Consider the following 20,844-nt stretch of genomic DNA (forward strand, 5'->3'; position numbering starts at 1 on the left):
TCTGCTTCTCTCCGCCATGAAACAAAAACAAATGGCCACCCGAGGGTGGCCATTTGTTTTTGTATTCCTGGCGGAGAGAGGGGGATTCGAACCCCCGATAGGCTATTAACCTATACACGCTTTCCAGGCGTGCGACTTAAACCACTCATCCATCTCTCCTGATGGGGTCTCGTGTGTCCACGAAGCCGCCTATTATAACAAGGTTTCTCTGCTATACAAGACTGTTCTGGCAACAGTCACCACGTAAGCTCAGGCGTCCAGCCGCCGGCGCCACGGCCGCAGCACCTGCCGCACCGGGTTCACCTGCGTCCCAAGCTCGTCCTCCGCCACCAGCCCGCGCCGCTTCAGGTGCCGCAGCGCCACCTGCACTGCCGACTTCGACAAGCCGGTCTTGAGCGCGATCGTCTGCAGGCTCGCCGGCACCTGGTCGCGGCCGAGCGCCTCCGCACTGTGGAGCAGATAGAGATAGACGACAAAGGCGGCAGGCCGCCGGTCATGCCCGACCAGGTCCGGCATCAAGACCTCGAACACATAGGCATCAAGCGAAGACTGTCGGGTAGTCATGAATACTATAGTCATTAAAAACACACTCAACCGCGAGTCTGCCACGATAATGCTCGCCACCACAACCACAAGAATCCACCATGATCACCCAACTGAAATTCGTCAGCATCCCGGTCTCGGACCAGGACCGCGCCCTCGCCTTCTACACCGACAAGCTCGGCTTCGAGATTTCGACCGACCAGCCAATGGGCCCGGGCAAGCGCTGGATCGAGCTGCGCATCGCCTCGTCCGGCACGCGCGTCGTGCTGTTCACGATGGACGGCCAGGAAGATCGCATCGGTACTTTCTTCAACGGCGCCTTCGCCTGCGACAACGTGGAAGCGACCTACCGCCAGCTGAGCCAGCGCGGCGTCGAATTCATCGAGCCGCCGACCGTGCAGCCGTGGGGCTCGTTCGCCAAGTTCAAGGACCCGGACGGCAATACCTTCGTGCTATCGTCTTCCTGATAGAGCCGCGAACAGGAGAGCACCATGGAAATGAAGAAGATCAACGCCGGCAAGCTGCGCGCCATCGGCTATGACGCGCGCGAACGCATCCTGCGCGTGGAATTCGACGACGGCAGCGCCATCGACTACGACGCCGTGGGCCTTGAAGTCTGGCGCAAGCTGTCGAGTTCCGGCTCTCCCTGGAGCTATTACCGCGACAACATCGAGGAAGAGTTCACTGGCCGCCGCGGCCGCGCCGCCGTCAATCCAGACAAGAAGGCCCTCGACCGCGAAGCCCTGATGAAAGCTTTTGGCGGCAATCCGGACGACGCCTGAATAAAAAAGCGCCGCCCTGTCAAAACAGGGCGGCGCTCTCAAGAATCTTTCCGCGCCCGCCGGTTCAGGCGGACGCGCCCGCCATCAGGCGGTTTCCTTCAGTTGCTCCAGGATCGCCGGATTCTCCAGCGTCGACACGTCCTGGGTGATGGTCTCGCCCTTGGCCAGCACGCGCAGCAGGCGGCGCATGATCTTGCCGGAACGGGTCTTCGGCAGGTTGTCGCCGAAGCGGATTTCCTTCGGCTTGGCGATCGGGCCGATCTCCTTGCCCACCCAGTTGCGCAGCTCGGTCGCGAGCTTCTTGGCATCCTCGCCGCTCGGGCGCGCCTGCTTCAGCACCACGAAGGCGCAGATCGCCTCGCCGGTGGTGTCGTCAGGTTTACCCACCACCGCGGCTTCCGCCACCATCGGGTGCGCCACCAGCGCCGATTCGATTTCCATCGTGCCCATGCGGTGGCCCGACACGTTCAGCACGTCGTCGATGCGGCCGGTGATCGTGAAGTAGCCCGTGTCCTTGTTGCGCACCGCGCCGTCGCCGGCCAGGTAGTACTTGCCGCCCAGTTCGTCAGGGAAGTAGCTGGTGCGGAAGCGGTCCGGGTTGTTCCAGATCGTGCGGATCATCGACGGCCACGGACGCTTGACCACCAGGATGCCGCCCTGCCCGTTCGGGACGTCGTTACCGGCTTCGTCCACGATCGCGGTCATGATGCCTGGCAGCGGCAGCGTGCACGAACCCGGCACCAGCGGGGTCGCGCCCGGCAGCGGGGTGATCATGTGGCCGCCGGTCTCGGTCTGCCAGAAGGTGTCGACGATCGGGCAACGTTCCTGGCCGACGTTCTTGTAGTACCACATCCAGGCTTCCGGATTGATCGGCTCGCCGACCGAACCCAGCAGGCGCAGGCTCGACAGGTCGAAGTTTTTCGGATGCACCTTCTCGTCCACGTCCGATGCCTTGATCAGCGAGCGGATCGCGGTCGGGGCGGTGTAGAAGATCGAGACCTTGTGCTTGGCGATGGTTTCCCAGAAGCGGCCGGCATGCGGGAAGGTCGGTACGCCTTCGAACACGATCTGGGTGGCGCCCACCGCGGTCGGGCCGTAGCAGATGTAGGTGTGGCCGGTGACCCAGCCGATGTCGGCGGTGCACCAGAACACATCGCTTGGCTTGATGTCGAAGGTCCACTTCATCGTCAGCGCGGCCCACAGCAGGAAGCCGCCGGTCGAGTGCTGGACGCCCTTCGGGGTGCCGGTCGAGCCCGAGGTGTAGAGGATGAACAGCGGATGCTCGGCATCCACCCATTCCGGCTCGCATTCGGCCGGCTGGCTGTCGACCAGCTCGTGCAGCCAGAGGTCGCGGCCTTCCTTGAAATTGATGTTGCCGCCGGTGCGCTTGTAGACGATGACGTCGCGGATGGTGTCGCAGCCGCCCATTGCCAGCGCCTCGTCGACGATGGCCTTCAGCGGCAGCGACTTGCCGCCGCGCTGCTGCTCGTCGGCGGTGATGACGGCCACGGCGCCGGCGTCGATGATGCGTTCCTGCAGCGACTTCGCCGAGAAGCCGCCGAATACCACCGAGTGGGTGGCGCCGATGCGGGCGCAGGCCTGCATCGCGGTGATGCCTTCGATCGACATCGACATGTAGATGATGACGCGGTCGCCCTTCTTGATGCCGCGCGACTTCAGGGCGTTGGCGAACTTGCAGACGCGCGCGTGCAGTTCGCGGTAGCTGACGCGGGTGACCGTGCCGTCGTCCGCCTCGAAGATGATGGCGGTCTTGTCCGCGTTGCCGTTGGTGAGGTTGCGGTCGAGGCAGTTGTAGGACGCGTTCAGCTGGCCGTCGGCGAACCACTTGTAGAACGGCGCATTCGATTCGTCGAGGGTGCTGGTGAAGGGTTTCTGCCAGTCGATGTTTTCGCGCGCCAGGCGGGCCCAGAAGCCTTCGTAGTCGCTGGCCGCCTCGGCGCACAGTTTTTCGTAGGCTTCCATGCCGGAAATGGCGGCCTTGGCGGCGAACTCGCTCGGCGGCGGGAACACACGGTTTTCCTGGAGGGTGAATTCTTCTTGCTGGGTCTCGTTCTCGGCCATGCTAGTCTCCATAGTTTAGTAAGTGTTTTACCGAACACCTTAGGGGCGCTCGCTTACTGAGCCCTTACATGGCTCCGCAAGCATGCCTTCTGCTGGAATGCCATTCTACCAACCTCGCCGCAAAGCGGCGAAGAACCCGCAAAGCCGTGCAAGCGGGTGTAGAATGCTCGGCTGTAATTTGTCCAGCATCCAGGAACCCAGATCCCGATGGCGCAGTTAATTCCCCCAAACGAAGCAAAAAAGCTCAGTCCGCTTAACAACCTGATTTTCGCCAGCCGCTGGCTGCAGTTGCCGCTGTACCTGGGCCTGATCCTGGCGCAGTGCGTCTACGTGTTCCACTTCTGGGTCGAGCTCAAGGACCTGATCGGCGCCGCATTAGGCAATGCCGCGTCGCTGGAGCACATCCTGGACGTCGTCACCGTCCCGGGCGCCGCGCGTCCGACCAAGCTGACCGAAACGACCATCATGCTGGTGGTGCTCGGCCTGATCGACGTGGTCATGATCTCGAACCTCTTGATCATGGTCATCGTCGGCGGCTACGAAACCTTCGTGTCGCGCATGCACCTCGAAGGCCACCCGGACCAGCCCGAATGGCTGTCCCACGTGAACGCCTCGGTACTCAAGACGAAACTGGCGATGGCGATCATCGGCATCTCGTCGATCCACCTGCTGAAGACCTTCATCAACGCGGCGAACTACAGCAACAATACGATGATGTTCCAGACCATCATCCACATCGCCTTCCTGCTGTCGGCGATGGCCATCGCCTACACCGACCGCATCGTCATGACCACGCATTCGAAACATTAATACTTCCTCCTGATCGAGAAATCCATGGCAACCGTTATCACCCAGAGCGACCTCATCGAATCGGTCGCGGCAGCCCTCCAGTACATCAGCTACTACCACCCGGCCGACTATATCCAGCACCTGGCGCGCGCGTATGAGACCGAGCAAAGCCCGGCCGCGAAGGACGCGATCGCCCAGATCCTGACCAACTCGCGCATGTGCGCCGAGGGCAAGCGCCCGATCTGCCAGGACACCGGCATCGTCAACGTGTTCCTGAAGATCGGCATGGGCGTGCGCTTCGAAGGCTTCACCGGCACCGTCACCGACGCGGTCAACGAAGGCGTGCGCCGTGCCTACGCTTTCGAGGACAACAAGCTGCGCGCCTCGATCGTGGCCGACCCGCACTTCGAGCGCAAGAACACCAAGGACAACACCCCGGCCGTGGTCCACATGGAACTGGTCGAGGGCGACACCGTCGACGTGAAAGTGGCGGCCAAGGGCGGCGGCTCGGAGAACAAGACCAAGTTCGTGATGCTGAACCCGTCCGATTCGCTGGTCGACTGGGTCATGAAGACCGTGCCGCTGATGGGCGCCGGCTGGTGCCCGCCGGGCATGCTGGGCATCGGCATCGGCGGCACCGCCGAGAAGGCGATGCTGATGGCGAAAGAGTCGCTGATGGACGACATCGACATGTACGAGCTGAAGCAGCGCGGCCCGCAGAACAAGCTGGAAGAACTGCGCATCGAACTGTGCGACAAGATCAACGCGCTGGGCATCGGCGCCCAGGGCCTGGGCGGCCTGACCACCGTGCTGGACGTGAAGATCAACATGTACCCGACCCACGCGGCTTCCAAGCCGGTGGCGATGATCCCGAACTGCGCCGCCACCCGCCACGCCCACTTCGTGCTGGACGGCTCGGGTCCGGCCTACATCGAACCGCCGGCGCTGTCCACCTGGCCGGAAGTGCACTGGACCCCGGACACCGAGAAGTCCAAGCGCGTCGACCTCAACACGCTGACGAAGGAAGAAGTCGCCTCGTGGAAGCCGGGCCAGACCCTGCTCCTGAACGGCAAGATGCTGACCGGCCGCGACGCCGCGCACAAGCGCATCCAGGACATGCTGTCCAAGGGCGAGCAGCTGCCGGTGGACTTCACCAACCGTGTGATCTACTACGTCGGCCCGGTCGATCCGGTGGGCGACGAGGTCGTCGGCCCGGCAGGCCCGACCACCGCGACCCGCATGGACAAGTTCACCGACATGATGCTGGAGAAGACCGGCCTGATCTCGATGATCGGCAAGGCCGAGCGCGGCCCGGCGGCGATCGAATCGATCCAGAAGCACAAGTCGGCCTACCTGATGGCGGTGGGCGGCTCGGCCTACCTGGTCTCCAAGGCGATCAAGTCGGCCAAGGTGGTCGGCTTCGAGGACCTGGGCATGGAAGCGATCTACGAATTCGACGTGACCGACATGCCGGTCACGGTGGCCGTCGATTCGACCGGCACCTCGGTGCACAACACTGGCCCCAAGGAATGGTCGGCCAAGATCGAGTCGCTGAAGGGCATCCCGGTCGCCACCGCCTGATTGAATCGCGCGGGCGGATCGATCGATACGCCCGCGTTTTCAACCATGACCACACCCACCCTCTCCCCTGGCGCCCCGGTCGGCATCTTCGACTCGGGCGTCGGCGGCTTCTCGGTACTGCGCCACATCCAGGCGCAGCTGCCGCACGAACACCTCCTGTACTTCGCCGATTCCGGCTTTGCTCCCTACGGCGACAAGCCGGAAGACGTCGTCATCGAGCGCGTGCTCGGCATCGCCGCCTTCCTGGTGTCGCGCGGCGTCAAGGCGCTGGTGGTGGCCTGCAATACCGCCACCGTCGCCGCCGTGCGCATCCTGCGCGAGCGCTATCCCGACATGCCGATCGTCGGCGTCGAGCCGGGCCTGAAACCCGGCGCCGCCAGTACCCGCAAGGGCACGGTCGGCGTACTGGCTACCGAGCGCACCCTCGCCGGCGAAAAATTCCTGCTGCTGCGCGACCAGATCGTCGAAGCGACCGGCGCGCGCTTCCTCCTGCAAGCCTGCGTGGGCCTGGCCGACCAGATCGAGTTCGGCGAACCGGGCGCACCGGCGCTGGACGCCATGCTGGAACGCTACATCGCCCCGCTGCTGGCGCAGGGCGCCGACACCCTGGTGCTCGGCTGCACCCACTATCCGCTGGTGCAGGCCTCGATCGAGCGCGTGATCCGCCGGCATACCGATGCCGAGGTGACGCTGATCGATACCGGCGAGGCCGTGGCGCGCCAGCTCGCGCGCCTGCTCGAGGCCGCGGGGATGTTGCGCCCAGCCGGGGGCGCGGCTGCGCACCTGGAAGGATTTACCAGTGCCAGCGGCACCGCCCTGGGCGCCACTTTCGCCAGCCTGCTGGGGCAAAATCCGCCCGTGCACGAGGTCGCGATCGGCGCCACGCTCTCGAACCCGGCAGGCACGCACATTTAGACTTGCCAGTTCGGGAAGCGCTTTGTATAATCTTGTTCTGTCTCGGAAACAGCGAGACAAGCAGTAAGACAGTGGTGGCTGTAGCTCAGTTGGTAGAGTCCAGGATTGTGATTCCTGTCGTCGTGGGTTCGAGTCCCATCAGCCACCCCAAAGAATTCGACAAGAAGGCCTACATGTTCCGCATGTAGGCCTTTTTTGTTTTCCGCGCGCCAAAGGACGTCTGGGCGGGTTACACGCCCTTTGCTGCTCGACTTTTCCACGCACCATGGCTATTCTCGGGGCTCCGGCAACCCTGTCACGCAAGTGGCGCCCCTGATGACGCAATTGCACCCGGCCCCGACTCCCATCACCAGCCTCACGGCCAAGAAGCGCCCGGCCGTCCTGTACGCCATCCGCCTCCTGCTGCTGTTCTGCATGCTGCTGGTCGCCGCCCAGGTCTGGAGCGCCTGGAGCGCGCGCCAGAGCCGGCTGGACGAGCATGCGGCCGCGACCTCGAACATGGCCAATGCGCTCGCGGCCCAGGCCGAGAGCTCGGTGAGGATCGTCGAAACGGTGCTGGCCGGCGTGGTCGAGCGAGTCGAGCGTGACGGATCGACCCCGGCCCTGAACGAGCGCCTGCGCGCGCACATGCGCAACATGGTGCTGCAGGTGAACGAGCTGCACAGCCTGTCCATTTATGGCGCCGATGGCAGCTGGCTGGTGTCCTCGATCGACCATCCGCTCGCCGGCACCTACGCCGACCGCGACTACTTCCAGTTCCACCTGAACAATCGCAGCCGCAATGCCTATGTCGGCAAGCCATTCCGCAGCCGCTTGTCCGGGGTCTGGCTGCTGCCGGTGTCGCGCCGCCTCGACCAGCCCGACGGCAGCTTTGCCGGGGTGGCGCTGGGCACCATCCAGATCGCCTTCTTCGCCGACCTGTACGAAAGCTTCGACGTCGGCCAGGAAGGCGTGGTGATGCTGGCGCGCGACGACGGCACCCTGATCTACCGGCGGCCCCTGAACGAGAAGCTGATCGGCACCAGCATCGCCAACGGGCCGGTGTTCACGATGTACCGCTCTTCCGGTCCGGTCGGCACCGCCATGCTGCGCTCGAAGATCGACGGCGTCGTGCGCCTGTACAGCTACCGCCACCTGGGCGCCGTGCCCCTGGTCGTCGCGACCGCGCAATCCAAGAAGGAGATCCTGGCCGAGTGGGAGCAGTCGACCCTCGTCATGACCGGCGCCACCGTGCTGGTGGTGCTGCTGCTGGCCGGCGTCGGCGCGCGCCTGGTGCGCCAGATCATGATCCGCGACCAGCTCGAGGCCGAGCTGCGCATCGCGGAAGAGCACCTGCAGGAGCGCAACCAGGAACTGACGGTGCTGGCGACCCGCGACGGCCTGACCGGCCTGGCCAACCGCCGCCATTTCGAGGAGACGCTGCGCCTCGAACTCAAGCGAGCCGGGCGGACCGGGGCGCCGCTGTCGCTGGTGCTGCTGGACGTCGATTTCTTCAAGAAGTACAACGACCGCTACGGCCACGTGGCCGGCGACGACTGCCTGCGCCAGGTGGCGGCTGCCCTGCGCGGCGGCCTGGCCCGTCCCACCGACCTGGCGGCCCGCTATGGCGGCGAAGAGTTCGCCGTCATCCTGCCCGCGACCGGCCAGGTCGGCGCGCGCTACGTGGCCGAGCGCCTGCGCCTGGCCGTGTTGGATCTCGGGATCGCGCATGCCGCCAATCCCCCCGGCCTGGTGACGATCAGCGCCGGCGCCTGCACCTTCCACGGCAAGCCGGGCGAAGACGAGGATCCGGATGCCTTCGTGCGGCAGGCCGACGCCCTGCTCTACCGCGCCAAGGACGAGGGCCGCAACCGGGTCGCGACCGATGCCAGCGACAGCGGCATGGCGCCGCCCGCAGCCACATAAAAAAACCGCCTGCGATGCAGGCGGTTTGGTGGCCGAGCCGGTGAAGCTTAGTAGCGGTTCGGGTTGTTCGGACGGGCGTCGTAGCGGTTCGGGACGCCGTCGCGGTCACGGTCGCGGCGCGCCAGGCGGTGGTCGTCGCGGACCCAGCCGCCGCGGTCCATGTACCAGCCCTTACGGTCCTGGCGCCACACCGGCTTCTGGTAGACGTAGCCGGCACGCACCCGCTCGTAGTGGCCGCGTTCCCACACGTAGCGGCGGCCGTTCCAGTTCCAGTAGCCCGGCACCCATTCGTAGCCGCGGCGGGCGGCGGGGATGCTTTCGTGGCGTAGCGGCGGCGGCGCCTTGTGCACCACGATCACTTCGGTGCGGCCCTGGGCCTGCGCCTGGATCGGCGCGAAGGCTGCGGCACTGATCAGGACAGCTGCGGTAGCGGCAAGAATCGTTTTCATGGTACTTCTCCTTTCGGTTGGTGTTGGAACCACTATAGCCAGCCTCGACCGCACACGGGAGAAATGAAAAACCTGCTTACACTCGAAACATGCCGCCACGAAAATGTAACCGAGGGTAGAAAACAAAACAGCCGGCGCAAGGCCGGCTGCTTGTAAAGGGAAGAAAACCCGATCAGTCCAGCTTCCAGGCGTAGTCGACCTTGGTCCAGGTCGCGGCCGGCGCGCCGTCCTTGGTGCCCGGCTTGAACTTGCACGAGGACAGGCCTTTCAGGGCCGCCTTGTCCAGGTTCTTGAAACCGCTCGACTTTTCCAGCTTCGATTCGGTCACGGTGCCGTCGGCGCTGACCAGGAACGATGCCGAGGTGGTGCCCTGCTCTTCGTTCATCAGCGAGGCCTTCGGGTATTCGACCGCGCATTTCTTCGGGTCGAACGATGCCGGCACTTCGGCAGCGAAGGTGGCGCCGGCGGCGGTGGCGAGGGTCATTGCAGCGATCAGTTTCACGGTCAGGTTTTTCATGGTTTCCCCAAAAGGTTTTTGTTTAAGCTCCGCCTGCCCGGGGACCGGCGGTCTTTTCTCTTAGAATTCTTCCCACTCGTCGCTGGCGACGGTGGCGGCTTTCTTGGCTTTAGGAGCCGGTGCGGCCGGTGCATCTTCCTTCGCCGCAGCCGGGGCTGCGGCAGGCTTCTTCACTGCCGGCTTTTTGAGGGCCGGAGCCGGACGCTTGACGGCGGCCGGGCGCACCACTACCGCGGTGCCGGTGGCCGGAGCAGCGACTGCCGCCTCGGCCTGGTACTGCTCGCCCTCGCTCAGCTTGAAGATGCTGACGACGCGGGCCAGTTCGCTTGCCTGGTCCTGCAGGCTCTGCGCGGCGGCAGCGGCCTCTTCCACCAGGGCGGCGTTCTGCTGGGTCATGCTGTCCATCTCGATGATCGACAGGTTGACCTGTTCGATGCCGGCGCTCTGCTCGGCGCTGGCGTTGGCGATTTCGCTCATGATGTCGGTCACGCGCTTCACGCTCGTCACCACTTCATCCATCGTCACGCCGGCCTGGCCGACCAGCTTGCTGCCGCGCTCGACCTTCTCGACGGAGTCGCCGATCAGGGTCTTGATCTCTTTGGCCGCCGCAGCCGAACGCTGGGCCAGGTTGCGCACTTCCGATGCCACGACCGCGAAGCCGCGGCCCTGTTCGCCGGCACGGGCCGCTTCCACCGCGGCGTTCAGCGCCAGGATGTTGGTCTGGAAGGCGATGCCGTCGATCACGCCGATGATGTCCGAGATCTTGCTTGCCGAGCTGTTGATCTCGCCCATGGTGCCCACCACCTGCGACACCACTTCGCCACCCTTGCGGGCCACGTCCGAGGCGGTCGCGGCCAGGGCGTTGGCCTGACGGGCGTTGTCGGCGTTCTGCTTGACGGTCGAGGTTAGCTCTTCCATCGCCGAGGCGGTCTTTTCCAGCGAGCTGGCCTGCAGTTCGGTACGCGAGGACAGGTCGATGTTGCCGGCCGCGATTTCACGCGAGGCGGTGCCGATGGTTTCGGTACCGCGGCGCACTTGCTGGACGATGCCGACCAGGCTGTTGCGCATCTCCTTCATTTCCACCAGCAGGCTGCCGCGGTCCGATTCTTCGGTCTCGATCGCCACGGCGAGGTCGCCGTGGGCGATGCTGGCGGCGATCTGCGCGGTGTAGGCCGGCTCGCCGCCCAGCTGCTTGCGCAGGCTGCGCGAGATGACCCAGGCTGCTGCGATGCCCATGGCGACGGCGGCGACCAGCATGCCGATCATGAAGTTACGGGCATTGACGAATTCCGATTCGGCGTCGGCCTTGCTCTGGGCATTCTGCTTCTCTTCCAGGGCGGCCAGCTGGTCCAGTGCGTCGGTCCACTTCTTCTGCACCGGACGCACTTCGCGGATCATGACGCGGGTGGCGTCCATCGCGTTGTTCGACAGGTACAGTTCGGATGCCTTGGCGATGGCCGGCATGGCCAGGCCTTCGGATTCCTTGATCTGGGCCAGCAGGGATTTTTCCTTGTCGCTGGCGTGGGCGGCGAACAGTGCCGACAGCTTCTTCTGGGCTTCTTCGTACTTGCGGGTCTGTTCCTTGAACTTGACCATTTCCGGTTCCATGTCGGCCGGATCGGTCATCAGGGTCAGCACGCGCAGCGAAGCGATGCGGTCGCTCACGTTGTTGCGCATCTCGATGACCAGGCCGGTCGAGACGTTGCTCACGCTGACGACCTTGTCTAGGCGGTCCTGGATCTGCGCCATGCGCAGGATGCCGACCACCGTCACGGCGATCAGCAGCACCAGCACCAGTGCGAAACCGAGCGCGAGGCGGGTACCGACCTTCAAGTTATTCAAAAAAGCCATTTTTCCTGTTCATCCCTGTATCTATTGATCGAAATTCGCCCGGATTCTTGCGCCGTGCGACGCGTGTCACAAGCCGTTCATGCGCCTATGGTATTTCCAAGAGGATAAATCAAAAGTTCCACCCGGAAAGTTGGAAATCGACTGTAACATCCGAACTGTTTCAGCTCAACAACAGAGTTGATGTTCATCAACGCGTAGGGAGCGGAAGAAATTATGCGTCCATACTTTCCACACGGCAAGCTTTTCACAATTCAGCTATGCGCTTTCGGCAATAAATGTATCTATTTGCCGACAGGAAATGAAAAAGGCGTGCCGAAGCACGCCTTTAGAAGAGGGAAACCGCGTCTCAGGTAGCGACCGGCATGCGCCCTGCCGCCTCCAGCAGCAGGGCCGGATCGGCGCCGGCCAGTTTCTTGGGATCGGACAGCATCTGGCGGAAGGCGCGCGCGCCCGGCAGCCCGGTCATGATGCCCAGCATGTGGCGCGTGATGCTGTTCAGCTTCAGTCCATGCTGGCCGTACAGGCGCAACTGCTCGGCGATATAGGGAATCATGGCTTCCAGCACCTGTACCCGGGTTTTCAGCTGAGCCTCCTTGTCGCCGTAGAACAGGCGGTCCCAGGACGCCATGACCCAAGGGTTGTGGTAGGCCTCGCGGCCCAGCATGACCCCGTCCACGTGCTCCAGGTGCAGGGCGATCTCCGCGTCGGTCTTGATGCCGCCGTTGATGATGATTTCCAGTTCCGGGAACTCGCGCTTGAGCTGGTAGGCGACTTCGTAGCGCAGCGGCGGGATCTCGCGGTTTTCCTTCGGCGACAGGCCCTTCAGCACGGCATTGCGGGCATGCACGATGAAGGTCCGGCAACCGGCGTCGGCGATGGTGCCGATGAAGTCGCGGACAAAACCGTATTCCTCGTTGTAGTCGATGCCGATCCGGTGCTTGACCGTGACGTCGATCGAGACCGCGTCGCGCATCGCCTTGACGCAGTCGGCCACCAGCTGCGGCTCCCCCATCAGGCAGGCTCCGAAGGCGCCCTTCTGCACCCGCTCGGACGGGCAGCCGCAGTTCAGGTTGATCTCCTCGTAGCCCCACTGCTCGCCCAGCTTCGCGCTTTTCGCCAGATCAAGCGGGTCGCTGCCGCCCAGCTGCAGGGCGATCGGGTGCTCTACCTCGTCGTAGCGCAGGTGGCGCTCGACGTCGCCGTAGACCAGGGCGCCGGTGGTGACCATCTCTGTATACAGCCAGGTGTGGCGGGTGATCTGGCGATGGAAGACGCGGCAGTGGCGGTCGGTCCAGTCCATCATGGGGGCGACCGACAGGCGGCGGCTGCGGTAAGGGGAAGTAGCGGTGGTCACGGCGGCTTCTATGTATATATATGCGGTTGCGAAACGAGGGCGACATCATAGCGCTAAACCCGTGCTGCCGTCCTTCGCATGCTGTCCCATCAAAAAAATTTCCGTACGGCACTTAATAACCACCCGAGGACGGTCGTCTTGTACTCCTGAGAGCGCAATAAACCTAGCTCTGAAACGCTAACCCAACAGGAGTTCCCATGCTGAGCCTTCACACCAACAATGCTGCCCTGTCCGCGCAGAACTCGATCGGCCGCACCCAGTCGGCCCTGTCGACCTCGATGACCCGCCTGTCGACCGGTTACCGCATCAACTCGGCGATGGACGACGCCGCCGGCCTGCAGATCGCCACCCGCCTGAAGTCGCAGACCAGCGGCATGGCTGTCGCGATGCGCAACGCCCAGAATTCCACTTCGATGCTGCAGACCGCCGGCGGCGCGCTGACCGAAGTGACCAACATGATGATCCGCATGAAGGACCTGGCGACCCAGTCGGCCGACCAGTCCTCGAGCGATGCCGACCGTACCGCCATCCAGGCCGAGTTCTCCAGCCTGGCGTCGGAAGTCAACAACATCATGACCAAGACCACCTTCGGTGGCCAGAACCTGTTCACCGGCACCCTCGCCGCCGACATGCAGTTCCAGACCGGCGCCGCCGACGACGACATCTGGACCCTCGACGTGCACACCAAGGAACTGGCCGACGTGACCGACGCCGTGGCCGATATCGTGGCCGACGACGTCAGCGACCTGGCCGGCTCGACCGCGGCCATCACCAACCTGACCGACGCGCTGAACGCCGTCGGCGCGCTGAACTCGGCGCTGGGCGCGGCATCGAACCGCCTCGAGCACGTGTACAACAACCTGTCGAACATCAGCACCAACGTCCAGGCCGCTACCGGCCGTATCATGGACGTCGACTTCGCCGCCGAAAGCGCCAACATGTCGTCCAAGCAGATGCTGATGCAAGCCGGCACCGCCATGCTGAAGCAGTCGAATAGCATGTCCTCGATGGTCATGTCGCTGCTGCAGTAATCGCCTCTTGCCGGCCCAGCCGGCAAAAATACCGGGCCAGGCGTACGCACGCTTGGCCTTTTTCATTTTTAGCGAAAAAATTTCCATACGGCATTTAATAAATGTCGAAGAACGGTCGTCTTGTATTGATGAGAGCGCGATCGACGCTGCTCCGAACCAATAACCAGAACCAGGATCCTCCATGCTGAGCCTTCACACCAACAACGCTGCCCTGTCGGCGCAGAACTCGATCGGCCGCACCCAGTCGGCCCTGTCGACCTCGATGACCCGCCTGTCGACCGGCTATCGCATCAACTCGGCGATGGACGACGCCGCCGGCCTGCAGATCGCTACCCGCCTGAAATCGCAGACCAGCGGCATGGCCGTTGCAATGCGCAACACCCAGAATTCCACCTCGATGCTGCAGACCGCCGGCGGCGCGCTGACCGAAGTGACCAACATGATGATCCGCATGAAGGACCTGGCGACCCAGTCGGCCGACCAGTCCTCGAGCACTGCCGACCGCGGCGCCATCAAGGCCGAATACGACAGCCTGCGCTCGGAAGTCAGCAACATCATGACCAAGAGCACCTTCGGCGGCCAGAACCTGTTCAACGGCACGCTGAGCGCGGGCATGCAGTTCCAGACCGGCGCATCGGCCGGCGAAGTCTGGGCGCTCGACCTGAGCGGCAAGCTGACCCCGGTCACCACCGCCGTCAACACCAACATCAACAAGGACGTCGGCACCCTGACCGGCGCAACCGACGCGATCACCGAACTGACCGCTGCGATCGACGCCGTCGGCACCCTGAACTCGGCCATCGGCGCGGCATCGAACCGCCTCGAGCACGTGTACAACAACCTGTCGAACATCAGCACCAACGTCCAGGCCGCGACCGGTCGCATCATGGACGTCGACTTCGCTGCCGAAAGCGCCAACATGTCGTCCAAGCAGATGCTGATGCAAGCCGGCACCGCCATGCTGAAGCAGTCGAACAGCATGTCCTCGATGGTCATGTCGCTGCTGCAGTAATCGCCTCTTGCCGGCCGCGCCGGCAGCAACACCGGGGCCAGGCGTTCGCGCGCTTGGCCTTTTTACTTTTAGCGAAAAAATTTCCACACGGAATTTAATGAACGGGACCGAACCGTCGCCTTGTACAGATAAGAGCGCGACAACCGTTGCTCCGAAACGCTAAAACCCAACAGGAGTTCCCATGCTGAGCCTTCACACCAACAACGCTGCCCTGTCCGCACAAAACTCGATCGGCCGCACCCAGTCGGCCCTGTCGACCTCGATGACCCGCCTGTCGACCGGCTATCGCATCAACTCGGCGATGGACGACGCCGCCGGCCTGCAGATCGCTACCCGTCTGAAATCGCAGACCAGCGGCATGGCCGTTGCGATGCGCAATACCCAGAATTCCACTTCGATGCTGCAGACCGCCGGCGGCGCGCTGACCGAAGTGACCAACATGATGATCCGCATGAAGGACCTGGCCACCCAGTCGGCCGACCAGTCCTCGAGCGGCGCCGACCGTACCGCCATCAAGGCCGAGTACGACAGCCTGGCCTCGGAAATCAACAACGTGATGACCAAGACCACCTTCGGCGGCCAGAACCTGTTCGGCACCACGCTGGCCGGCGCGATGCAGTTCCAGATCGGCGCCTCGTCGACCGAAACCATGAGCCTGAACCTGGGCACCACCCACGTGACCCCGGTGACCAACTCGGTGACCGCGATCAGCGCCCCGGCCGTCGACGTCAGCACCCTGGCAGGCTCGACCGCCGCCATCGGCGCCCTGACCACCGCCCTGGACAACGTCGGCGCCCTGAACTCGGCCATCGGCGCGGCTGCGAACCGCCTCGAGCACGTGTACAACAACCTGTCGAACATCAGCACCAACGTCCAGGCCGCTACCGGCCGTATCATGGACGTCGACTTCGCCGCCGAAAGCGCCAACATGTCGTCCAAGCAGATGCTGATGCAAGCCGGCACCGCCATGCTGAAGCAGTCGAACAGCATGTCCTCGATGGTCATGTCGCTGCTGCAGTAATCCTCGCTCCCGGGCACAGTTCGGGGTAGTATCGAAAGGCCGGCCCGCAAAGGCTGGCCTTTTTTTCATAGGTAGATCCTCATGTCCAGCATCCCGTCCATCGTCCCTCTCCTGCCGCCCACGGCAACGCCGCTGGGCGTCGGCGCGGTTGCGGCGGCGGCGCCCGTCGCGCTGGCGCCGTTCGACGGCGGCGAGCCGCCCCTGCCGGTGTCCCAGCTGCTCGCGCCCGCCCCTGCCGCGCAGGGCGAGCCGGGGCCGGAGGGCCTGGCCATGCGCCCCGACCAGGTCTTCCTGGCGCGCCAGATGCATTTCCAGGCGGTCGACGGCCGCACACTGGCCACGTCCTGGCAGGCCATGGTGCGCCAGTACGGCAAGCAGATGACCGATCGCGAGCTGCGCAACCAGGCGGGCCAGCTGCCGCCGGCGGTGCTGGCGGCCAGCCAGGAGGGACGCGTGCTGCGCCAGCCGGACCATCCGCTGCTGCTGCAGGACGCCTGGCGCTTCACGGTGCATGCGGGCGGCGCCAAGGACCAGCACCTGGGGGTGCTGCAGGAGCAGCCCGACGGCGCGTCCGGCCGGCGCAAGCGCAGCCGGGCCGCGCTGCGGCTCGAACTGGAACTGGCCGATGGCACCGCGGTCGTGCTGCAGGTGGAGGCGATCCCCGGCGGACTGGCGGTGGAGCTGTGCGCCCCCGATGCGGCGGCCTTGGCGCGGCTGCGCAAGCTGCAGCCGGAACTGGAAGACGCGATCGCGCGCGCCGGCCTGCAGGTGCAGCGCTGGCGCTATCGCGACAGCCTGCCGCTGGCGCCGGTGCACGCACGGATGGCGTCGAGCGACGTGGTGCAGGTGCTGACGCTGCCCGTGTTCCGCGCCGTGGCCGAACTGGCCCTGGTGCTGCCGCGCCTTGATGCGGCGGAGACGCAGGCGCGCGAAGGCTGAATATTATTTCAGCAAGACCCTATTGGTGAAATAATATTTCACCACCTACCGCAGCGGATTAGCCGACGGTACCGACGATCGACACGTCACGGTTCTCGGGAATCTCGTTATACGACAGCACGTGCAGCCCCGGCGCGAACAGCTTGGCGTAGCGCGCCAGCAGCGGGCGCACCTGCGGCAGCACCAGCAGCAGCGGCGGCGTACGCTGCTGCTTCATCTGCTCGCGCGCCACCGGCATGTTGATCTGCAGCTGGGACAGCAGCTGCGGGTCAATCGGGTAGTTGTCCAGCGCGACCTTGCCGCCATTGTTCTGGCGCGCCTGGTTCAGGGAGCCGAGCAGCATGTTTTCCAGTTCGGCCGACAGGTTAAACGCCGGCATGTCCTTCTTCTTGCCGAACAGGCCTGACACGATCTGGCGCCGCAGCGCGCAGCGCACCTCGGCCGCCAGCAGGATCGGGTCCTTGGTGCTCTCCGAGCTGTCCAGCAGCGTGGTGGCGATCACCACGATGTCCTTCAAGGACACGCCTTCGGCAAGCAGCACGCGGAACACGCGCAGCAGCTGGGTGTGGGTGAGCGCCTTTTCCAGCGCCCCTGCCAGCTTCGGCGACAGCGCCTGCAGGCGCTCCAGGATCGCCGGCACGTCCTCGTGGCGGAACAGCTCGTGCAGGTATTCGCGCACCACCTTCGAGGTATGGGTGGCGATCGCGCTCGCCACCTCGACCACCTGGTAGCCCAGGCCCAGCGCATCGGCCTTCTGCTCGGGCGTGATCCAGGTGATCGCCATGCCGTAGGCCGGCTCGATGCCGGGGATGCCGTCGATCTCGCCGTACACGTTGAGCGACGGGATCGCCATCAGGTGCTCGGGCATCACCTCCGCCTCGGCCACCACGACGCCCGACAGGCTGATCGCGTACTGCGAGGGGCGCAGCGCCAGGTCGTCGCGCACGCCGATGCTTGGTAACACCATGCCCATCTGCTCCGACAGGCTCTGGCGCAGGCCCTTGATGCGCTTGGTGAGGGGCTCGCCCTGGGCCTTGTCGATCATGCCGACCAGCTTGTAGCCCACCGCCACCGTCACCGGCTGCACCACCGGCAGCGCCTGCCAGTCGAGCTCCGGCGCGCGCTCGTCGCGCAGCGCGGCCTCGATCGCGGCCACGCCGGCATTGTCCGGCGCCTGCACGCGCTTGGTCAGCTTCCAGCCGACGTAGCCGACCACCGCCGCAAAGGTGAAGAAGGTGAACATCGGCATGCCCGGCACCAGGCCGAGCACGACCATCACGCCCGCCACCGAGAACAGCACCGCCGGCTGGGCCAGCATCTGGCCGCTCACCTGCTTTTCGAGGTCGCCGGATTCGCCGATGCGGGTCACCAGGATCGCCGCCGCCGCCGACAGCAGCAGCGCCGGGATCTGCGCCACCAGGCCGTCACCGATGGTCAAGAGCGCATAGACCTTGAAGGCTTCTCCCAGCGGCAGGCCGTGCATCAGGGCGCCGATGGCGATACCGCCCACCAGGTTGATGATCAGGATCAGGATCGAGGCGATGGCGTCGCCGCGCACGAACTTCGAGGCGCCGTCCATGGCGCCGTAGAAGTCGGCTTCGGCCGCCACGTCCTTGCGCCGCTGGGTCGCTTTTTCCTGGTTGATCAGGCCCGCGTTCAGGTCGGCGTCGATCGCCATCTGCTTGCCGGGCAGCGCGTCCAGGGTGAAGCGCGCCGACACTTCCGAGATGCGTTCCGCGCCCTTGGTGACGACGATGAAGTTGATGATCATCAGGATCACGAACACCACCAGGCCGACCACGAAGTTACCGCCGATGACGACGTTGGCGAAGGCCTCGATCACGTTACCGGCCGCATGCGGGCCGGTGTGGCCATTGAGCAGCACCACGCGGGTCGAGGCCACGTTCAGCGCCAGGCGCATCAGGGTGGTGCCCAGGATTACGGTCGGGAACACCGAGAAGTCGAGCGGCCGCTTGGCCGTCACCGACACCAGGATCACGATCAGCGCCAGCACGATGTTGAACGTGAACAGCACGTCCAGCAGCACCGGCGGCAGCGGCAGCATGATCATCGCCAGCAGCGCGATCAGGAAGACCGGGCCGGCGAACTTCTGGCGCTTCAGCTCCGAGACGAAGGCGTTAATGGAATTCATGCAGATACCTCACTCAAATGAGATGGGACCACCACCTCGTTGGGGAACCGTGGGGGCGCCTGGCGCCGGCCTGCACGGAACGCATTCAGTTGTAGGACGTAGTTCAATACCTGCGACACCGCCCCGTACAGCTGCGCAGGGATCTGCTGCTGCACCTGGCTGGTGTTGTAGATCGCGCGCGCCAGCGGCGGCAGCGACAGGGTTTCGATGTCGTGCTCGCGCGCGATGCGCTTGATGTACAGCGCCATCTCGTCCACGCCCTTGGCCACCACGAAAGGCGCCTCGGCGCGGCTGGTGTCGTACTTCAGGGCCACCGCGTAGTGCTCCGGGTTGACGATTACCACGTCGGCGGTCGGCACGCTCTTGCGCACGCTGCGCTGGGCCAGCTGGTGCTGCAGCTGGCGGATGCGCTGCTTCACCTCGGGCTTGCCCTCGTTGGTCTTGTGTTCTTCCTTCAGTTCCTGCTTGCTCATGCGCTGGTTTTTGGTGAACAGGAAGGCCTGCACCGGCACGTCGATCAGCGCAAACACCACGAACACCGCCACCAGCGCCATCAGGCCGCCCAGCATCAGGTCGGCGCCGCCGAGCAGCGCGTCGGACAGCGGCATGCGCTGCAGCTCGACGTAGGCCTTGGTGCCGGACGTGCTCACGTGCCACAGCACGAATCCCAGCACGATCGCCTTGGCGGTCGAGGTCGCAAAACCGATCCAGTGCTTTTGCGAGAACAGGTTGCCCAGGTTCGTGATGGGGCTCAGGCGGCTGAACTTCGGCGCCATGTTCTTGCTCGATGCGACCAGGCCGCCCGGGATCACGCCGGCGACGATGATCGCGGCCGGGATCGCCAGCAGCGGCAGCACCATCTTCAGCAGCAGCATCAGGGCGCTGGTGAACACCACCGACATCGCGTTCTCGATCGCCCCGGCTTCGCCCAGCGGCACGAAGACCAGGCGGAACAGCGCGCGGAAGGATTCCATGTAGCCCGGCAGCAGCATGGCGAACAGCTTCAGGCTCACCAGGATGCCGACCGCGGTCGCCAGGTCCTTCGAGCGGACGACCTGGCCCTCCTGGCGCGCCTTCTTCAGTTTCTGCGCCGAGGGCTTTTCGGTCTTGTCGCCACCGGTACCGTTATCGGCCATGCGCCACCTTCATCTGCTCCTGCAGCATCTCCAGGATCTGGTTGGTCATCGCGACGTAGTGCTCGGGGATGAAACGCACCACCTGCACCAGCATCAGGAGGCCAAAGATCGTCACCAGCGAAAAGCCCAGCGAGAACAGGTTCAGGCTCGGCGACACCCGGTTCAGGAAACCGAAACCGATCTGCACCACCATGGTCGAAAACACGATCGGCAGCGCCAGCAGCATCGCCGCCGAAAACACCCAGGCCAGGTTCAGCGCCACCGCCTCCAGCAGCAGCGGCCCGTAGCCGGCGCCGACCGGCCAGGCCTTGAAGCTCTGGCCCACCACGCCCATCAGCACCAGGTGGCCGTCGATCCCGAAGAACACCAGGATCGCCAGCAGCGACAAGAGGCTGGAGACCACGTCCGAGGCCTGGCCGTTCATCGGGTCATTCATCTGGGCCATCGAGAAGCCGATCTGGCTCGAGGCCAGGAAGCCCAGCATCCCGATGACGGCCATCGCGAACTGCATCGCCAGCCCGATCACGCCGCCGATCACGGCCTGCTCGAACATCGTCACCACCCCGGCCAGCGAGAACGGATCCGGCAGCGCGCCCGCGCTCTGGGTCGTCACCGGCAGCATCATGAAGGACAGGGCCACGGCCAGCAGCGCGCGCACCGGCACCGACACCGCGCCCTCGCCCAGCACCGGGGCGGTCGCCATCATGGCCATGATGCGGGCGAACGGCCACCACAGGGCGTTCATCAGCGGCAGCAGGAAGCCGACCAGCTCCATCTGTTTTTCT

19 protein-coding genes and 2 tRNA genes are annotated in these 20,844 nt (G+C 64.6%); 11 read left to right on the forward strand and 10 right to left on the reverse strand.

Going from position 1 to position 20,844, the window contains the following annotated elements:
• Positions 1-68: 68 nt before the first annotated feature.
• A tRNA-Ser gene (locus ACK6C6_RS21770) sits at positions 69-159 on the reverse strand.
• Positions 160-249: 90 nt separating this feature from the next.
• Positions 250-564 carry a helix-turn-helix domain-containing protein gene (locus tag ACK6C6_RS21775; protein ID WP_409269251.1) on the reverse strand — a complete coding sequence of 105 codons (315 nt, stop codon included), beginning with the start codon at positions 562-564 and terminating at the stop codon, positions 250-252.
• An 80-nt stretch (positions 565-644) separates the two neighbouring features.
• Here ACK6C6_RS21775 and ACK6C6_RS21780 point away from each other — a divergent pair, with 80 nt between their 5' ends.
• Entirely contained in the window at positions 645-1,010 is a 366-nt protein-coding gene (locus ACK6C6_RS21780) for a VOC family protein (RefSeq protein ID WP_209588072.1), read from the forward strand.
• A gap of 24 nt (positions 1,011-1,034) precedes the next feature.
• The gene (locus tag ACK6C6_RS21785) at positions 1,035-1,325 is read left to right on the forward strand and encodes a KTSC domain-containing protein (protein WP_409269253.1); all 291 of its coding nucleotides are present in this window, start codon (positions 1,035-1,037) and stop codon (positions 1,323-1,325) included.
• 84 nt (positions 1,326-1,409) lie between these two features.
• Here ACK6C6_RS21785 and acs read toward each other — a convergent pair whose 3' ends face one another.
• Positions 1,410-3,407: an acetate--CoA ligase gene (gene acs, locus ACK6C6_RS21790; RefSeq protein WP_409269254.1), complete on the reverse strand. Its 1,998-nt coding sequence runs from the start codon at positions 3,405-3,407 to the stop codon at positions 1,410-1,412.
• 207 nt (positions 3,408-3,614) lie between these two features.
• Here acs and ACK6C6_RS21795 point away from each other — a divergent pair, with 207 nt between their 5' ends.
• The 5 genes from ACK6C6_RS21795 (at position 3,615) to ACK6C6_RS21815 (ending at position 8,597) form a co-directional block, all read left to right on the forward strand.
• On the forward strand, positions 3,615-4,217 hold the full coding sequence (locus tag ACK6C6_RS21795) for a TIGR00645 family protein (protein WP_027866879.1): 603 nt from the start codon (positions 3,615-3,617) through the stop codon (positions 4,215-4,217).
• 24 nt (positions 4,218-4,241) lie between these two features.
• Positions 4,242-5,777 carry a fumarate hydratase gene (locus tag ACK6C6_RS21800; protein ID WP_409269255.1) on the forward strand — a complete coding sequence of 512 codons (1,536 nt, stop codon included), beginning with the start codon at positions 4,242-4,244 and terminating at the stop codon, positions 5,775-5,777.
• A gap of 45 nt (positions 5,778-5,822) precedes the next feature.
• The gene (gene murI / locus ACK6C6_RS21805) at positions 5,823-6,692 is read left to right on the forward strand and encodes a glutamate racemase (protein ID WP_409269256.1); all 870 of its coding nucleotides are present in this window, start codon (positions 5,823-5,825) and stop codon (positions 6,690-6,692) included.
• A 74-nt stretch (positions 6,693-6,766) separates the two neighbouring features.
• Positions 6,767-6,842: transfer RNA gene (locus ACK6C6_RS21810), tRNA-His, on the forward strand.
• A gap of 165 nt (positions 6,843-7,007) precedes the next feature.
• Complete coding sequence (locus ACK6C6_RS21815; protein WP_409269257.1) at positions 7,008-8,597, forward strand: diguanylate cyclase; 1,590 nt, start codon at positions 7,008-7,010, stop codon at positions 8,595-8,597.
• A 47-nt stretch (positions 8,598-8,644) separates the two neighbouring features.
• Here the strand turns inward: ACK6C6_RS21815 and ACK6C6_RS21820 are convergent, their stop codons facing one another.
• The 4 genes from ACK6C6_RS21820 to dusA all read right to left on the reverse strand — a co-directional run bounded on the left by ACK6C6_RS21820 (position 8,645) and on the right by dusA (position 12,768).
• A complete protein-coding gene (locus ACK6C6_RS21820) occupies positions 8,645-9,046 on the reverse strand; it encodes a YXWGXW repeat-containing protein (RefSeq protein ID WP_409269259.1) in 402 nt (133 codons plus the stop codon).
• A 172-nt stretch (positions 9,047-9,218) separates the two neighbouring features.
• Positions 9,219-9,563, reverse strand: coding sequence for an energy transducer TonB (locus ACK6C6_RS21825; protein WP_027866883.1), 345 nt, complete (start codon positions 9,561-9,563; stop codon positions 9,219-9,221).
• 60 nt (positions 9,564-9,623) lie between these two features.
• Entirely contained in the window at positions 9,624-11,396 is a 1,773-nt protein-coding gene (locus ACK6C6_RS21830) for a methyl-accepting chemotaxis protein (protein WP_409269694.1), read from the reverse strand.
• 364 nt (positions 11,397-11,760) lie between these two features.
• Complete coding sequence (dusA, locus tag ACK6C6_RS21835; protein ID WP_409269261.1) at positions 11,761-12,768, reverse strand: tRNA dihydrouridine(20/20a) synthase DusA; 1,008 nt, start codon at positions 12,766-12,768, stop codon at positions 11,761-11,763.
• A 197-nt stretch (positions 12,769-12,965) separates the two neighbouring features.
• On the opposite strand from dusA, the gene ACK6C6_RS21840 reads away from it, so the two are divergent.
• From ACK6C6_RS21840 to ACK6C6_RS21855, 4 genes are all read left to right on the forward strand, one after another.
• A complete protein-coding gene (locus ACK6C6_RS21840; RefSeq protein ID WP_209588065.1) occupies positions 12,966-13,799 on the forward strand; it encodes a flagellin in 834 nt (277 codons plus the stop codon).
• 181 nt (positions 13,800-13,980) lie between these two features.
• Positions 13,981-14,811 carry a flagellin gene (locus ACK6C6_RS21845; RefSeq protein WP_409269262.1) on the forward strand — a complete coding sequence of 277 codons (831 nt, stop codon included), beginning with the start codon at positions 13,981-13,983 and terminating at the stop codon, positions 14,809-14,811.
• A 181-nt stretch (positions 14,812-14,992) separates the two neighbouring features.
• Positions 14,993-15,832: a flagellin gene (locus tag ACK6C6_RS21850; RefSeq protein WP_209588063.1), complete on the forward strand. Its 840-nt coding sequence runs from the start codon at positions 14,993-14,995 to the stop codon at positions 15,830-15,832.
• Between the two features lie 81 nt (positions 15,833-15,913).
• Entirely contained in the window at positions 15,914-16,771 is an 858-nt protein-coding gene (locus ACK6C6_RS21855) for a hypothetical protein (RefSeq protein WP_409269264.1), read from the forward strand.
• A 58-nt stretch (positions 16,772-16,829) separates the two neighbouring features.
• On the opposite strand, the gene ACK6C6_RS21860 is transcribed toward ACK6C6_RS21855, so the two are convergent.
• Genes ACK6C6_RS21860 through fliR form a run of 3 tightly spaced genes read right to left on the reverse strand, consistent with a single transcriptional unit; the run spans position 16,830 to position 20,834 of the window.
• Positions 16,830-18,923: a flagellar biosynthesis protein FlhA gene (locus tag ACK6C6_RS21860; protein WP_409269265.1), complete on the reverse strand. Its 2,094-nt coding sequence runs from the start codon at positions 18,921-18,923 to the stop codon at positions 16,830-16,832.
• On the reverse strand, positions 18,920-20,059 hold the full coding sequence (gene flhB / locus ACK6C6_RS21865; protein ID WP_209588060.1) for a flagellar type III secretion system protein FlhB: 1,140 nt from the start codon (positions 20,057-20,059) through the stop codon (positions 18,920-18,922). Before flhB ends, ACK6C6_RS21860 begins: the two co-directional genes overlap by 4 nt.
• Positions 20,049-20,834: a flagellar biosynthetic protein FliR gene (fliR, locus tag ACK6C6_RS21870; RefSeq protein ID WP_036217131.1), complete on the reverse strand. Its 786-nt coding sequence runs from the start codon at positions 20,832-20,834 to the stop codon at positions 20,049-20,051. Before fliR ends, flhB begins: the two co-directional genes overlap by 11 nt.
• Positions 20,835-20,844: the final 10 nt, after the last annotated feature.

Source organism: Massilia sp. BHUDP2, assembly GCF_046236355.1.
Classification (GTDB): Bacteria; Pseudomonadota; Gammaproteobacteria; order Burkholderiales; family Burkholderiaceae_D; genus Telluria; species Telluria varians.